We start from the raw sequence: 14,026 nt of genomic DNA, 5'->3' as shown, positions 1-14,026 counted from the left end.
CAGGTGCGTCAAGAGTGGTTGGCCACTCCAGTGTCCAGCAAAGCCTGCCAATTGGGCGGGCATCGCGACGGACGCGTCCTGCTTGTTAGCGGTGGTGACAAAGGCACCACTTCAACAAAAGCTAAGGTCAGGAGGAGGAATCAACCGACGACTGTGGACGAGATGAAGCGTCTAAATATAAGCCTAGTGCTACACGGTCCGACGGTTGTGCATCTCCACCCTACACGTATCCCTGATAATTCGGGTGCTGCCGCGCGCAGAATCCGCAGCGGGTTGGCATTTACCGTGTTCTCCAATGGGGAGTCCACGCTCATGGCTAAACAAGACTGAATGTGGGCGATTGCGCTCTCACTCAGCTCTTAACAGGCGTTGTTTCCGAAGCATTCGCCATGGTCTGGCACAAGACTGACTGCACTTTGTGAACTGGCCGTAAATATCGGCGCGCAACGCGAGTATTCACTCTGCGCATCGCACTCGCTTCAGGCCTCATGTCACCTGCGCTTGTTACAATCCTGAGCCTTCCAAGGTGGCGAAAGCCCCGTAGGACGGCCTCGCGTCCTGATGAATTGCGATGGTCAGGGCCGGCAGTTTGCCGCATGTCCTCTGGCCAGGCCGCTTTTGGCGGCGTTCGCGACTATAGCAGCAATGATTAAGTGCTTCAATTCCATAAAAAATTGTTATCATCGCCGCCATGACGACTACCGCCCCCCCGACCCCCAGCGTCCAGCTGCTTGAGGTCTCGCCGGAATATGCCGGCCAACGCATCGACAATTTTCTCCTGGCCAGGCTCAAAGGCGTGCCCAAGACCTTGATTTACCGCATCTTGCGTAAAGGCGAAGTGCGCGTGAACAAGGGGCGCATCAAGCCCGAGTACAAGTTGCAGGCGGGCGATATCGTTCGTGTGCCGCCCGTGCGCGTGCCTGAGCGTGACGAGCCTGTGCCCTTGGCCCAGGGGCTGTTGCAGCGCCTGGAAGCATCGATCGTGTTCGAAGACAACAAGCTGATCGTGATCAACAAGCCGTGTGGCATTGCGGTTCACGGTGGCAGCGGCCTGAACTTCGGCGTGATCGAAGCCTTCCGTCAATTGCGCCCGGATGCCAAGGAGCTTGAGCTGGTCCATCGGCTGGACCGCGATACCTCTGGCCTGCTGATGATTGCCAAAAAACGCAGCATGCTGCGCCACTTGCACACCGCCCTGCGTGGCGATGGCGTGGACAAGCGCTACATGGCGCTGGTGCGCGGCAACTGGGCCAGTTCGATCAAGAGCGTCCGCGCGCCGCTGCAAAAGAGCAACCTGCGTTCGGGCGAGCGCATGGTCGAAGTGGACGAGGAGGGCAAAGAAGCCCTGACCCTGTTCAAGGTGCTGCGCCGCTTCGGTGACTTCGCCACCATGGTCGAGGCCAAGCCGGTGACCGGGCGTACCCACCAGATCCGCGTGCATACCCTGCATGCGGGCCACTGCATTGCGGGCGATACCAAGTACGGTGATGAGGGTTTCTCCAAGGAAATCCGCGACCTGGGCGGTAAGCGCCTGTTCCTGCATGCCTACATGCTTACTGTGCCGCTGCCGGATGGTGGCGAATTGAAGCTGCAGGCGCCGGTCGATGAGATGTGGGCCAAGACCGTGGAGCGTTTGAGTGTCGCACCTTGATTACAAGCTGCTGATTTTTGATTGGGACGGGACCCTGGCCAACTCCATTGGCCGTATCGTTGAATCAATGCACGTGGCGTCTACCCGTTCAGGCTTTGCGTTGTGCAGCGACCTGGCGGTCAAGGGCATTATCGGTCTGGGCTTGCCTGAGGCGATTCGCACCCTGTATCCCGAAATCACCGACCCTGAGTTGATCACTTTTCGCGAGCACTACGCCGATCACTACATTGCGCTGGAGGCTGAGCCTTCGCCGCTGTTTGAAGGGGTTGTGCAATCGCTGGACACCTTCCGTGCCGAGGGTTACTACCTGGCGGTCGCCACCGGCAAGGCGCGTCGCGGGCTGGATCGGGTGCTCAGGGCCCATGGCTGGGAAGACTATTTCGATATCACCCGCGCCGCCGATGAAACCGCCAGCAAACCACATCCTCTGATGCTGGAGCAGATCCTGGCTCATTGCGGCGTGTCTGCCCGCCAGGCACTGATGGTGGGTGACGCCTCCTTCGACTTGATGATGGCGCGCAACGCCGGCATGGACAGTGTGGCGGTCAGCTATGGCGCCCAATCCGCCGAGGCGTTGCAGCCATATGAGCCCAGGGTCATGATCGATCATTTTTCGCAATTGCAGGCCTGGCTCAGCCGGGCCCGATAAGTCTTAGCCGGGGTTGATGGCACATGAGTGACGAGTGGAAAGCGCCTGAAAAGGCAGAAAGTGGTGACGACAAAAGCTGGAAGCTGCTGGAGAAGACGCTTCTGGCCAGCGTCCAGGAGCAACGTCGCGCACGGCGCTGGGGGATTTTCTTCAAGCTGCTGACCTTTACTTATCTGTTACTCATGCTGGCCTTGTTCAGCCCGCTGATGGACATGGAAAAAAGCGCGACGCGCGGCGCCAACTACACCGCGTTGATCGAAGTGCGTGGGGTCATCGCCGACAAGGAGCCGGCCAGCGCCGATAACATCGTCGCCAGTCTGCGTGCCGCATTTGAGGACCCAAAGGTCAAGGGCGTGATCCTGCGCATCAACAGCCCAGGCGGCAGCCCGGTGCAGTCGGGCTATGTGTATGACGAGATTCGCCGTCTGCGCGGCCTGCATCCGGATATCAAGCTGTATGCGGTGATTTCCGACCTGGGGGCTTCGGGTGCCTATTATATTGCCAGCGCCGCTGACCAGATTTATGCCGACAAGGCCAGCCTGGTGGGTTCCATTGGTGTGACAGCGGCGGGTTACGGCTTTGTTGGCACCATGGAGAAGCTCGGGGTAGAGCGTCGCACCTATACCTCAGGCGAGCACAAAGCGTTCCTTGACCCATTCCAGCCGCAAAAGGCCGATGAGACCCAGTTCTGGCAGGGCGTACTTGATACTACCCATCGCCAGTTCATTGCCAGCGTGAAGCAGGGGCGTGGCGATCGTCTGAAAGACAAAGAGCACCCGGAGTTGTTCTCGGGTCTGGTTTGGTCAGGCGAGCAGGCGCTGCCGCTGGGCTTGGTCGATGGCCTGGGCAGTGCCAGTTCGGTGGCGCGTGACGTGATTGGCGAGAAGGAGTTGGTGGATTTCACGGTTGAGGAATCGCCGTTTGATCGCTTCTCCAAAAAACTCGGTGCCAGCGTGGCGGAGAAGCTGGCCCTGTACATGGGCTTCCAGGGCCCGAGCCTGCGCTGACAGTTCGGGGCAGGTAGATATCAAAAATGTGGAAGGGGCTTGTGCCCGATGACGGTGTGTCAGCCATAAATAAGCTGGTGGGTCCATCGCTATCGGGGGCAAGCCCCTCCCACATTTTGATTTATGTTTCTCCTAGGGGATTTGCACGCCTTCGGCCAGCAGCATGTCCACCAGTCGAATCAGTGGCAGGCCTACAAGGCTGGTGGCATCCGGCCCTTCGGTACTCTGGAACAGGCTCACGCCCAGCCCTTCGGCCTTGAAGCTGCCCGCGCAGTCATAAGGCTGTTCGGTCCGCAGATAGCGCTCGATGCGCTCAACGTCCAGTTCGCGCATGTGTACGGTAAACGGAACGCAGTCCACCTGGCAGTGCCCTGTCTTGGTATTGAGCAGCGCCAGGCCGGTGAGAAAGCTCACACGCTTGCCGCTGGCCGCCAACAACTGCTCGCGGGCGTTTTCGAAGGTGTGCGGTTTGCCGATAATCCGCCCGTCCAGTGCGGCAACCTGGTCCGATCCGATAATCAGGTGCTCGGGGTATTGAGCTGCAAGGGCGCGTGCCTTCTGTTCAGCCAGGCGCTTGACCAGTTCCACGGCAGGCTCGTTGGCACGGTGGCTTTCGTCGATATCCGGCGAGCTGCAGATGAACGGCAGGCGTAGGCGGCTCAGCAAATCCCGGCGATAAACCGAGCTGGAAGCAAGTAATAAAGGCAGCATGGGCATCTCCTCAAAGCAGTCGCGGATTCTAGCGGGGCGACCGGCTGACGCACAGGGCTGAATTTCCTTTGACATGGCCGGGTGCATCCCTATAATGCTGCGCCTATGTTGAATGACCCGATTCCACCTCACGTTGACCCGCGCAAATTGGCTGACCGTGGCACCACCCTTCAAGGTGAACTGCTGCTGGCCGATTTGAAGAGACTCTGCGACCCGCTTTCCGACGATGTCGGTACGGTGCAGGCCAAATTCGTTTTTGAACGAGATGAACGCAAATCTGTGGTGATCCACAGCTTTGTCGACACCGAAGTCAAAATGGTTTGCCAGCGTTGTCTTGAGCTGGTCACCCTGCCGATCCACAGCGAATGCAGTTACGCCGTGGTGAAGGAGGGTGCGAATACCCAGTCGTTGCCGAAAGGTTATGACGTGCTGGAACTGGGCGAAGATCCATTGGATCTGCATGCACTGATCGAGGAGGAGCTTCTGCTCGCCTTGCCCATTGTGCCTGCTCATCATCCGGAAGAATGCCAGCAGCCGGAGGGTCTCGATGACGAGGCCGAGCCGAGCGAGGACGAGGTAACGCGGTCCAACCCGTTCAGTGTATTGGCGCAGTTAAAGCGTGACCCAAACGTTTAGGAGTTAATCAATTATGGCTGTTCAGCAGAACAAAAAATCCCGCTCCGCCCGTGACATGCGCCGTTCGCACGACGCTCTCGAGGCTAGCACCCTGTCCGTGGAAAAGACCACTGGTGAAGTTCACCTGCGTCACCACGTATCGCCAGAAGGCGTATACCGTGGCCGTAAAGTGATCGACAAGGGCGCTGACGAGTAATCACTTGTCTGCTCAAGTCATCGCGATTGACGCAATGGGCGGGGACTTCGGTCCCCGCAGCATTGTTCAGGCCTGCATTGCCAGCCTGTCTGCCACGCCCTCGTTGCACCTGACCCTTGTCGGTCAACCCTCACTCCTTGAAGAATTGATTGCCAGCCATCCGGTTGTGGATCGCGCGCGCCTGACGATTGCGCCAGCCAGCGAAACCATCACCATGGATGAAAAGCCGGCGGCAGCGTTGCGCGGCAAGCCCGACTCCTCAATGCGGGTGGCCCTGGAGTTGCTGCGTGATGGCAAGGTGCAAGCCTGCGTCAGTGCCGGTAATACCGGGGCGTTGATGGCGTTATCGCGGCACGTGCTCAAGACTCTGCCGGGTATTGACCGACCGGCGATGGTCGCGGCGATTCCGACGCAGAAAGGCTATTGCCAGCTGTTGGACCTGGGCGCGAATGTGGATTGCAGTGCCGAGCACCTGTTCCAGTTCGCCGTGATGGGCTCGGTGGCCGCCGAAGCGCTGGGCGTGGCCCGCCCGCGAGTCGCCCTGCTGAATATCGGCACCGAAGACATCAAGGGCAACCAGCAGGTCAAGCTGGCCGCTACCCTGTTGCAAGGCGCGCGCGGCCTGAACTACATCGGTTTTGTCGAGGGTGACGGTGTATACCGCGGCGAAGCGGATGTGGTGGTGTGCGACGGGTTTGTCGGCAATATCCTGCTCAAGTCCAGTGAAGGGCTGGCGACCATGATCGCCGCGCGCATTGAGGCGTTGTTCAAGCAGAGCATGGTCTCGCGCTTTGTCGGCGCCCTGGCGCTGCCATTGATGCGGCGGTTACAGGCTGACCTGGCGCCGGCAAGGCACAACGGCGCGAGCTTTCTGGGGTTGCAGGGCATTGTGGTGAAAAGCCACGGTTCGGCCGGTGTGGAAGGGTTTCAAAGTGCCATTGCGCGAGCCGTGATCGAGATCCAGGAAAACCTGCCGCAACGGTTGCACGGCCGTCTTGAGGATCTGTTGCCTTAGGCGAATTGGCCCGGGAGTGCTTAAATGTGACCGGCCAGTTCAATTGACCATCCAATCTGTCAGTTTCGTGCGCTCCCACCCTTCATTTTAAGATCGGGAGCGACCATTTCCGACGACCTGATCATTTAGGGGCTTGTTACATGTCTACATCCCTCGCATTCGTCTTTCCAGGGCAGGGTTCGCAGTCCCTCGGCATGCTGGCCGAGCTGGGCGCGCAATACCCGTTGATCCTGGACACCTTTAAGGAAGCTTCCGACGCCCTGGGTTACGACCTGTGGGCGCTGACCCAGCAAGGGCCGGAAGAGCAACTCAATCAAACCGATAAAACCCAACCGGCCATCCTGACCGCTTCGATCGCCCTGTGGCGCTTGTGGCTGGCCGAAGGCGGCGCGCGCCCGGCATTCGTGGCCGGTCACAGCCTGGGTGAATACAGCGCCCTGGTAGCGGCGGGCAGCCTGACCCTGGGTGAGGCCGTCAAGCTGGTCGAGCGCCGTGGTCAATTGATGCAGGAAGCCGTCCCGGCTGGGCAGGGCGGCATGGCCGCTATCCTGGGCCTGGACGACGCGGTAGTGATCGAAGCCTGCGCCGAAGCGGCCCAGGGTGAAGTGGTCAGTGCGGTGAACTTCAACTCCCCAGGCCAGGTGGTGATTGCCGGTGCCAAGGCGGCAGTCGAGCGTGCCATTGAAGGCTGCAAGGCCCGTGGCGCCAAGCGCGCGTTGCCGTTGCCGGTGAGCGTGCCGTCGCACTGCGAGCTGATGCGCCCGGCGGCCGAGCGTTTTGCCGAGTCCATCGCCGCCATCAACTGGCAGGCGCCGCAGATCCCGCTGGTACAGAACGTCAGCGCGGCGGTAGCCGCCGACCTCGAGACCCTCAAGCGCGACCTGCTGGAACAACTGTACAAGCCGGTGCGCTGGGTTGAATCGGTCCAGACCCTGGCTGCCAACGGCGCCACCGAGCTGGTCGAATGCGGCCCAGGCAAAGTCCTGGCAGGCCTGAACAAACGCTGCGCCGATGGCGTGTCGACTGCCAACCTCAATACCCCGGATGCCTTCGCTGCCGCTCGCGCGGCGCAGGCCTGACCCCTCGAACTTAGGAGAAGCCTGCATGAGTCTGCAAGGTAAAGTTGCACTGGTTACCGGCGCCAGCCGTGGCATTGGCCAGGCGATCGCCCTGGAACTGGGCCGTCAGGGCGCTATCGTGATCGGCACCGCCACGTCTGCTTCGGGCGCCGAGCGTATCGCCGCTACCCTGAAGGAAAACGACGTTCAAGGCACCGGCCTTGAGCTGAACGTGACCAGCGACGAGTCCGTGGCTGCCGTACTGGCCGAGATCACCGCACAGTTCGGTGCGCCGGCGATTCTGGTGAATAACGCCGGTATCACCCGTGACAACCTAATGATGCGCATGAAAGACGACGAGTGGCACGACGTGGTCGATACTAACCTGAACAGTCTGTTTCGCCTGTCCAAGGGTGTTTTGCGTGGGATGACCAAGGCGCGTTGGGGTCGAATTATCAATATTGGCTCCGTAGTGGGTGCCATGGGCAACGCAGGCCAAGTAAACTATGCAGCCGCCAAGGCCGGTCTGGAGGGTTTCAGCCGTGCACTGGCGCGTGAAGTCGGCTCGCGGTCGATTACGGTCAACTCGGTGGCCCCAGGGTTCATCGACACCGATATGACCCGCGAACTGCCTGAAGCACAGCGTGAAGCCTTGCTGACGCAGATTCCGCTGGGCCGTCTGGGCCAGGCTCAAGAGATCGCGAATGTGGTCACTTTCCTGGCATCCGACGGTGCGGCATACGTGACTGGGGCTACAATCCCGGTGAACGGCGGGATGTACATGAGTTAAATTGTGACGGATCGCTTCAAAAAAATGTCATACGAGCTGTCTAAAATCCGTTATAAAGCTGCAACTTAATTTATAGACAGGTGGCCGAGCGGGTACAGGGTGAAGCTTTCAGTTGAAAAGCTGAAATGGCTTTCTATACACTTACCCACTGGCCAGCTGCCTGAATTTGTCCATTAGGAGTTAAACAAGGTATGAGCACCATCGAAGAGCGCGTCAAGAAAATCGTTGCCGAGCAACTGGGCGTTAAAGAAGACGAAGTGGTCAACACTGCTTCCTTCGTAGAAGACCTGGGTGCCGATTCCCTTGACACCGTTGAGCTGGTGATGGCTCTGGAAGAGGAATTCGAGACCGAAATCCCGGACGAAGAAGCTGAAAAAATCACTACTGTTCAAGCTGCCATCGACTACGTTACTAGCCACCAGGCGTAATAGTTTGTAGTCGTCGCTTGCTGTCAGGGAAAAACCGCACTGCTGTAACGGCGTGCGGTTTTTTCTTTAGCGTCTATGAAAACTGGCGCCGATGAAAAGTGAGCTCTGAAACGAAGTGTCGTCATCAAGAAAAAGGAGAGTGCTGTGTCGCGTAGACGCGTCGTAGTCACCGGTATGGGTATGTTGTCGCCACTGGGTACGGATGTGCCGAGCAGTTGGCAGGGCATTCTGGCTGGCCACAGTGGTATTGGTCTGATCGAACACACGGACCTTTCTGCCTATTCCACCCGTTTTGGCGGCTCGGTAAAGGGTTTCAATGTCGAGGAATATCTCTCGATCAAAGAATCCCGCAAACTCGACCTGTTCATTCAATACGGCCTGGCAGCCGGTTTTCAGGCGGTGCGTAACGCCGGCCTGGAAGTCACCGACGCCAACCGTGAGCGCATCGGCGTGGCCATGGGTTCGGGTATTGGTGGTTTGACCAATATCGAAGAAACCAGCCGCACGCTGCATGAATCCGGCCCTCGTCGAATTTCACCGTTCTTCGTGCCTGGCTCGATCATCAACATGATTTCCGGTTTCCTGTCCATCCACTTGGGTGCACAGGGGCCTAACTACGCCATCGCCACAGCCTGTACCACGGGCACTCACTGCATCGGGATGGCGGCGCGCAACATCGCCTATGACGAAGCCGACGTGATGATCGCCGGCGGCGCCGAGATGGCCGCCTGCGGCCTCGGCATGGGCGGCTTCGGCGCGTCGCGTGCATTATCGACGCGCAATGACGAGCCGACCCGTGCCAGCCGTCCGTGGGACAAGGGCCGTGACGGCTTCGTGCTGTCCGACGGCGCCGGTGCGCTGGTGCTCGAGGAGCTGGAGCACGCCAAGGCGCGCGGTGCCACCATCTACGCCGAGCTGATCGGTTTTGGTATGAGCGGCGACGCCTACCACATGACCTCGCCACCGTCCGACGGTGCCGGTGCTGCGCGTTGCATCACCAACGCACTGCGCGATGCGAAGGTCAATGCGGACCAGGTGCAGTACATCAACGCCCATGGCACTTCGACCCCGACGGGCGATCTGGCGGAAGCCGAAGCCATCAAGTCGGTGTTCGGCGAGCACGCCTACAAGCTGGCCGTGAGTTCCACCAAGTCCATGACCGGCCACCTGTTGGGCGCGGCGGGCGCGGTCGAGGCGATCTTCAGCGTCATGGCCATCAAGGATCAGGTCGCTCCGCCGACCATCAACCTGGATGAGCCGGACGAAGGCTGCGATCTGAACTTCGTGCCTCACGAAGCCCAGCCGATGCCGATTGATGTGGCAATCTCGAACTCCTTCGGGTTTGGTGGCACCAACGGTTCCCTGGTGTTCCGCCGGTTCGCCGAGTGATGTACAGCTGGGTCGACGGTCAGCCAGCGGACAGCGTGCCCCTGAAAGATCGCGGCCTGGCGTATGGCGATGGGCTGTTTGAGACCATGGTGGTCAAGGCCGGGCAGCCTGTGCTGCTCGACCGCCACCTGCAGCGCCTCGACGAGGGTTGCAGGCGCCTTGCGCTGGTGGCGGAGCCGACCGTGATCCGCCACGAAGTGCTGGCCTACGCTGGCGCCCTTGGCAGCGGTATTCTCAAACTGATCCTCACCCGCGGCGACAGCCTGCGCGGTTATGGGATCAACCCTGACGCGCCGGTGCGTCGTATCTTGCAGGGCAGTCCGCCCGCTACTTATCCCCCCGCCCATGCAATCGATGGCATCCGCCTGTTTGCGTGTGCCACCCGCCTGGCTGAACAGCCGTTGCTGGCCGGTCTCAAGCACCTTAATCGCTTGGAGCAGGTGATCGCCCGTGCCGAGTGGCAGGATGCCGAGCACGCCGAAGGCTTGATGCTGGATATGTCCGGGCGTGTGATCGAGGGTGTATTCAGCAACCTGTTCCTGGTGCGCAACGGCTTGTTACTAACCGCCGATCTGAATCGTTGCGGCGTAGCCGGGGTGATGCGCGCCGAGATCCTGGCCCAGGCACAAACGCTGGGCGTCCCGGTGGCCGTGGCTGATATCACTGTCGAGCAACTGCAGCAGGCCGACGAAGTTTTCATGTGCAACAGCGTTTATGGCATTTGGCCGGTGCGCGGGTACGCTGCGATGCGCTGGCCGGTTGGCCCGCTCACCCGTAAACTGCAGGGCATTGTTCGCGCGCTATTGGATATTTGAGTTGATACGAAAACTGGTTGTACTGCTGCTGGTCGGTCTGTTCTCGGCGGCGTTGCTGTTGGGCTTTTCTGCCTGGAAATACGACGCTGCCTTGAAGCAACCGTTGAACCTGACCCAGGAGCAGTTGCTCGATGTGCCGGCTGGGGCGACCCCTACCGGTATGTTCAATCGCCTTGAAGCCGACGGCGTGCTCGATGGCGCCTTCTGGTTGCGCCTTTACTGGCGCTTCAACCTCGATGGGCAGCCGCTGCACAGCGGCGAATACCGTATGGCTCCCGGCATGACCGCCCAAGGCCTGATCGGCCTGTGGCAGCGCGGCGAAGTGGTGCAATACAGCCTGACCCTGGTAGAAGGCTGGAATTTCCGCCAAGTGCGCTCGGCCTTGGCCAAGCACGAAAAGATTGTGCAGAGCCTGCCGGGGCTGAGTGACAGCGAAGTGATGGAGAAGCTCGGCCACCCCGGCGTATTTCCCGAAGGACGGTTCTTCCCCGATACCTACCGCTTCGTGCGTGGCATGACGGACGTCGAATTTCTCAAGAAAGCCTACAACCGCCTGGATGACGTGCTTGCCCAGGAGTGGAACACTCGCGCCGCCGATGTGCCGTACACCGATCCGTATCAGGCACTGATCATGGCCTCCCTTGTCGAGAAGGAAACCGGCGTACCGCAAGAGCGCGGGCAGATCGCCGGGGTTTTTGTGCGGCGGTTGAAGGTCGGTATGTTACTGCAGACCGACCCCACGGTGATCTACGGCCTGGGCGAGCGCTATAACGGCAAGTTGACCCGCGCCCACCTCAAGGAAGCCAACCCCTACAACACCTACATGGTGGCTGGCCTGCCGCCGACGCCGATCGCCATGGTCGGCCGCGAGGCGATCCATGCCGCGCTGAACCCGGTGCCGGGCAGCAGTCTGTATTTCGTCGCCCGTGGCGATGGCAGCCATATTTTCTCCGATGACCTGGGTGCGCATAATGCCGCCGTGAGAGAGTTTCAGCTCAAGCGCCGCGCCGACTACCGCTCCAGCCCGGCGCCGGTGGCAAAGCCTGCCGAAGACGTGATGCCGCCCGCAGACGCACCCGCCGAGCCCACGCCGGACACCGCCGCGCCGCAAAGCCCGCAATGACTCTGACTAAGGACTGCCTGTGACTGGCTTGTTTATTACCCTGGAAGGCCCGGAAGGCGCCGGCAAAAGCACCAACCGCGATTACCTGGCCGAGCGCTTGCGCGCCGAAGGTATCGAAGTGGTGTTGACCCGCGAGCCTGGCGGTACGCCGCTGGCCGAGCGCATTCGTGAAGTGCTGCTTGCCCCAGGCGAGGAACAGATGAACCCGGACACCGAGCTGCTGCTGGTGTTTGCCGCCCGTGCCCAGCACCTGGCCGAGGTGATTTGCCCGGCCCTGGCACGTGGAGCGGTGGTGATTTGCGACCGTTTCACCGATTCTACCTACGCCTACCAGGGAGGTGGTCGTGGCTTGTCTCTGGAGCGTATCGCCACTTTGGAAACCTTCGTGCAGGGCGATCTACGCCCTGACCTGACGTTACTGTTCGACCTGCCGGTGGAAGTCGGTATGGCCCGCGCCAGCGCCCGTGGCCGTCTTGATCGTTTCGAGCTGGAAGGCCAGGCATTTTTCGATGCCGTACGCAGGGCCTTCCTCGCGCGTGCCGAGGCTGAGCCGGCGCGCTATCACCGGCTGGACGCCGCCCGGCCATTGGCCCAGGTGCAGCAAAGCATTGATGCGCTGCTGCCCACGTTATTGGAGCGCGCCCGTGGCTGAGGCCTATCCGTGGCAGGACAGCCTTTGGCAGCAGTTGGCCGGCCGTGCCCAGCACGCCCATGCCTACTTGCTGCACGGGCCAATCGGTATCGGTAAGCGCGACCTTGCCGAGCGCCTGATGGCCAGCTTGCTGTGCCAACGCCCGGTCAACCTGAACGCCTGTGGCGAATGCAAATCCTGCCTGCTGCTCAAGGCCGGCAGCCACCCCGATAACTACCTGCTGGAACCCGAGGAAGCCGATAAGGCGATCAAGGTCGACCAAGTGCGCGACCTTGTCAGCTTCGTGGTGCAGACCGCGCAAATGGGCGGGCGCAAGGTGGTGCTGATCGAGCCCGTGGAGGCGATGAATATCAACGCCGCCAACGCCTTGCTCAAAAGCCTGGAGGAACCTTCCGGCGACACCGTGCTGTTGCTGGTGAGCCATCAGTCCAGTCGCTTGCTGCCGACCATTCGCAGCCGTTGCGTGCAGCAGGCGTGCCCCTTGCCCAGCGAGGCTATGAGCTTGCAATGGCTGGGGCAGGCGTTGCCGGACTGCTCCGAAGACGAGCGGGTGGAATTGCTCACCCTGGCAGCCGGCTCGCCTCTGGCCGCAGTAAAGTTGCAGGCCCAAGGCGTGCGCGAGCAACGGGCACTGGTGGTGGATGGCGTTAAAAAGCTGCTCAAGCAGGAACTCTCCGCGACACAACTGGCCGAGAGCGCCTGGAAGGATATTCCACTGCTGTTGTTGTTCGATTGGTTCTGCGACTGGTCGAGCCTGATCCTGCGTTACCAGTTGACCCAGGATGAAAACGGCCTTGGCCTGCCGGATATGCGCAAGGTGGTGCAATACCTCGCGCAGAAAAGCGCCCAGGAAAAAGTACTGAATATTCAGGACTGGATCCTCGCCCAGCGCCAGAAGGTGCTCGGCAAGGCCAACCTCAACCGTGTGCTGTTGCTCGAAGCGCTGCTGGTGCAGTGGGTCGGGTTGCTTGGCCGACGTTAATTTCCGTGGCCGACAGGTGTATCGTCGGCCAGACAACTTTCTGTGATCTCAAGTCGTAATTTCCTATGCTCGTAGACTCCCATTGCCACCTTGATCGTCTCGACCTCGCCCAGCACAACGGCTCCCTGGATGCAGCGCTGCAAGCCGCTCGCCAGCGTGGGGTAGGGCACTTCCTGTGTATCGGCGTCAGTGCCGACAACGCCGCCGACGTCAAGGCCCTGGCGGACCGTTATGCCGACGTAGACTGCTCGGTGGGTATCCACCCACTGGACCTCAAGCCCGGCGAAGCCCCCGCCCTTGATTGGCTGCTGAGTGAGCTCAACCATCCGCGTGTGGTCGCCATCGGCGAAACCGGCCTGGATTATCACTACGAGCCTGAAGCCGCCGAGTTGCAGCAGGCTTCCTTCCGGTTGCACCTGCAAGCCGCCCAGCACACCGGCAAACCGGTGATCATCCACACCCGTGGCGCCCGCGCCGACACCTTGGCGCTATTGCGCGAAGCCGCCTTGCCCCAGGCCGGTGTGCTGCATTGCTTTACCGAAGACTGGGATATGGCCAAGGCCGCCCTGGACCTGGGGTTCTATATTTCCCTGTCGGGTATCGTCACCTTTCGCAATGCCGATGCCCTGCGTGACGTGGCGCGGCAAGTGCCGGCGGATCGGCTGCTGGTGGAGACCGACTCGCCGTACCTGGCCCCCATCCCTTATCGTGGCAAGCCGAACCTGCCGCAGTATGTGCGCGAGGTGGCGGATTACCTGGCGATGCTGCGCGGTGAGCCTTACGAGCGGTTTGCCGAACAGACCACCGAGAATTTCAAGCGCCTGTTCCCATTGGCCCGCGTTGGCGGGTAACGAGGCCAAATCGCGGGCAAAAAAAACCCGGGTTCTGGGGGGTGAATCCGGGTTAAGACCATTAGGAGTAAAA

Annotated in this window: 16 protein-coding genes; 15 read left to right on the top strand and 1 reads right to left on the bottom strand. The window is 60.6% G+C overall.

The window, feature by feature from the left end:
- Positions 1-691: 691 nt before the first annotated feature.
- Genes rluC through KSS96_RS21805 form a run of 3 tightly spaced genes read left to right on the top strand, consistent with a single transcriptional unit; the run spans position 692 to position 3,307 of the window.
- Positions 692-1,651, top strand: coding sequence for a 23S rRNA pseudouridine(955/2504/2580) synthase RluC (gene rluC / locus KSS96_RS21815; RefSeq protein WP_003175615.1), 960 nt, complete (start codon positions 692-694; stop codon positions 1,649-1,651).
- Positions 1,638-2,300 (top strand): HAD-IA family hydrolase, encoded by a 663-nt coding sequence (locus KSS96_RS21810; RefSeq protein ID WP_017529477.1) that lies wholly within the window; start codon positions 1,638-1,640, stop codon positions 2,298-2,300. Before rluC ends, KSS96_RS21810 begins: the two co-directional genes overlap by 14 nt.
- Before the next feature lie 23 nt (positions 2,301-2,323).
- Complete coding sequence (locus KSS96_RS21805) at positions 2,324-3,307, top strand: S49 family peptidase (protein ID WP_017529478.1); 984 nt, start codon at positions 2,324-2,326, stop codon at positions 3,305-3,307.
- Between the two features lie 132 nt (positions 3,308-3,439).
- On the opposite strand, the gene KSS96_RS21800 is transcribed toward KSS96_RS21805, so the two are convergent.
- Entirely contained in the window at positions 3,440-4,018 is a 579-nt protein-coding gene (locus KSS96_RS21800; protein WP_116079775.1) for a Maf family protein, read from the bottom strand.
- Between the two features lie 105 nt (positions 4,019-4,123).
- Between KSS96_RS21800 and KSS96_RS21795 the strand changes: the two genes are divergently transcribed.
- From KSS96_RS21795 to KSS96_RS21740, 12 genes are all read left to right on the top strand, one after another.
- Positions 4,124-4,654: a YceD family protein gene (locus KSS96_RS21795; RefSeq protein WP_017529480.1), complete on the top strand. Its 531-nt coding sequence runs from the start codon at positions 4,124-4,126 to the stop codon at positions 4,652-4,654.
- A 13-nt stretch (positions 4,655-4,667) separates the two neighbouring features.
- A complete protein-coding gene (gene rpmF, locus KSS96_RS21790; protein WP_003179396.1) occupies positions 4,668-4,850 on the top strand; it encodes a 50S ribosomal protein L32 in 183 nt (60 codons plus the stop codon).
- 4 nt (positions 4,851-4,854) lie between these two features.
- Positions 4,855-5,865, top strand: coding sequence for a phosphate acyltransferase PlsX (plsX, locus tag KSS96_RS21785; RefSeq protein ID WP_217855319.1), 1,011 nt, complete (start codon positions 4,855-4,857; stop codon positions 5,863-5,865).
- 140 nt (positions 5,866-6,005) lie between these two features.
- Positions 6,006-6,944, top strand: a complete 939-nt coding sequence (gene fabD, locus KSS96_RS21780; RefSeq protein ID WP_017529482.1) for an ACP S-malonyltransferase — start codon at positions 6,006-6,008, stop codon at positions 6,942-6,944.
- Positions 6,945-6,969: 25 nt separating this feature from the next.
- A complete protein-coding gene (gene fabG, locus KSS96_RS21775) occupies positions 6,970-7,713 on the top strand; it encodes a 3-oxoacyl-ACP reductase FabG (protein WP_017529483.1) in 744 nt (247 codons plus the stop codon).
- Positions 7,714-7,904: 191 nt separating this feature from the next.
- Positions 7,905-8,141: an acyl carrier protein gene (gene acpP / locus KSS96_RS21770; protein ID WP_005892238.1), complete on the top strand. Its 237-nt coding sequence runs from the start codon at positions 7,905-7,907 to the stop codon at positions 8,139-8,141.
- A gap of 144 nt (positions 8,142-8,285) precedes the next feature.
- Positions 8,286-9,530: a beta-ketoacyl-ACP synthase II gene (fabF, locus tag KSS96_RS21765; RefSeq protein WP_017529484.1), complete on the top strand. Its 1,245-nt coding sequence runs from the start codon at positions 8,286-8,288 to the stop codon at positions 9,528-9,530.
- Complete coding sequence (gene pabC, locus KSS96_RS21760) at positions 9,530-10,345, top strand: aminodeoxychorismate lyase (RefSeq protein ID WP_065876818.1); 816 nt, start codon at positions 9,530-9,532, stop codon at positions 10,343-10,345. The genes fabF and pabC overlap by 1 nt, the downstream gene beginning before the upstream one ends.
- Position 10,346: 1 nt before the next feature.
- Positions 10,347-11,468 carry an endolytic transglycosylase MltG gene (gene mltG, locus KSS96_RS21755; RefSeq protein WP_017529486.1) on the top strand — a complete coding sequence of 374 codons (1,122 nt, stop codon included), beginning with the start codon at positions 10,347-10,349 and terminating at the stop codon, positions 11,466-11,468.
- Between the two features lie 19 nt (positions 11,469-11,487).
- The gene (gene tmk, locus KSS96_RS21750; RefSeq protein ID WP_017529487.1) at positions 11,488-12,120 is read left to right on the top strand and encodes a dTMP kinase; all 633 of its coding nucleotides are present in this window, start codon (positions 11,488-11,490) and stop codon (positions 12,118-12,120) included.
- Positions 12,113-13,102 carry a DNA polymerase III subunit delta' gene (locus KSS96_RS21745; protein ID WP_017529488.1) on the top strand — a complete coding sequence of 330 codons (990 nt, stop codon included), beginning with the start codon at positions 12,113-12,115 and terminating at the stop codon, positions 13,100-13,102. Before tmk ends, KSS96_RS21745 begins: the two co-directional genes overlap by 8 nt.
- 65 nt (positions 13,103-13,167) lie before the next feature.
- Entirely contained in the window at positions 13,168-13,953 is a 786-nt protein-coding gene (locus KSS96_RS21740; RefSeq protein ID WP_065876817.1) for a TatD family hydrolase, read from the top strand.
- Positions 13,954-14,026: the final 73 nt, after the last annotated feature.

Origin of the sequence: Pseudomonas asgharzadehiana (genome assembly GCF_019139815.1) — a bacterium.
Classification (GTDB): Bacteria; Pseudomonadota; Gammaproteobacteria; order Pseudomonadales; family Pseudomonadaceae; genus Aquipseudomonas; species Aquipseudomonas asgharzadehiana.
This window is presented reverse-complemented; position numbering and strand designations above follow the sequence as displayed.

What these genes read in the sequence shown, in the direction of transcription:
- rpmF (WP_003179396.1), top strand. Translation starts at nt 4,668, where the DNA reads ATGGCTGTTCAGCAGAACAAAAAATCCCGCTCCGCCCGTGACATGCGC.
- KSS96_RS21740 (WP_065876817.1), top strand. Translation starts at nt 13,168, where the DNA reads ATGCTCGTAGACTCCCATTGCCACCTTGATCGTCTCGACCTCGCCCAG.
- pabC (WP_065876818.1), top strand. Translation starts at nt 9,530, where the DNA reads ATGTACAGCTGGGTCGACGGTCAGCCAGCGGACAGCGTGCCCCTGAAA.
- acpP (WP_005892238.1), top strand. Translation starts at nt 7,905, where the DNA reads ATGAGCACCATCGAAGAGCGCGTCAAGAAAATCGTTGCCGAGCAACTG.
- KSS96_RS21805 (WP_017529478.1), top strand. Translation starts at nt 2,324, where the DNA reads ATGAGTGACGAGTGGAAAGCGCCTGAAAAGGCAGAAAGTGGTGACGAC.
- KSS96_RS21800 (WP_116079775.1), bottom strand. Translation starts at nt 4,018, where the DNA reads ATGCTGCCTTTATTACTTGCTTCCAGCTCGGTTTATCGCCGGGATTTG.
- fabG (WP_017529483.1), top strand. Translation starts at nt 6,970, where the DNA reads ATGAGTCTGCAAGGTAAAGTTGCACTGGTTACCGGCGCCAGCCGTGGC.
- fabD (WP_017529482.1), top strand. Translation starts at nt 6,006, where the DNA reads ATGTCTACATCCCTCGCATTCGTCTTTCCAGGGCAGGGTTCGCAGTCC.
- KSS96_RS21795 (WP_017529480.1), top strand. Translation starts at nt 4,124, where the DNA reads ATGTTGAATGACCCGATTCCACCTCACGTTGACCCGCGCAAATTGGCT.
- rluC (WP_003175615.1), top strand. Translation starts at nt 692, where the DNA reads ATGACGACTACCGCCCCCCCGACCCCCAGCGTCCAGCTGCTTGAGGTC.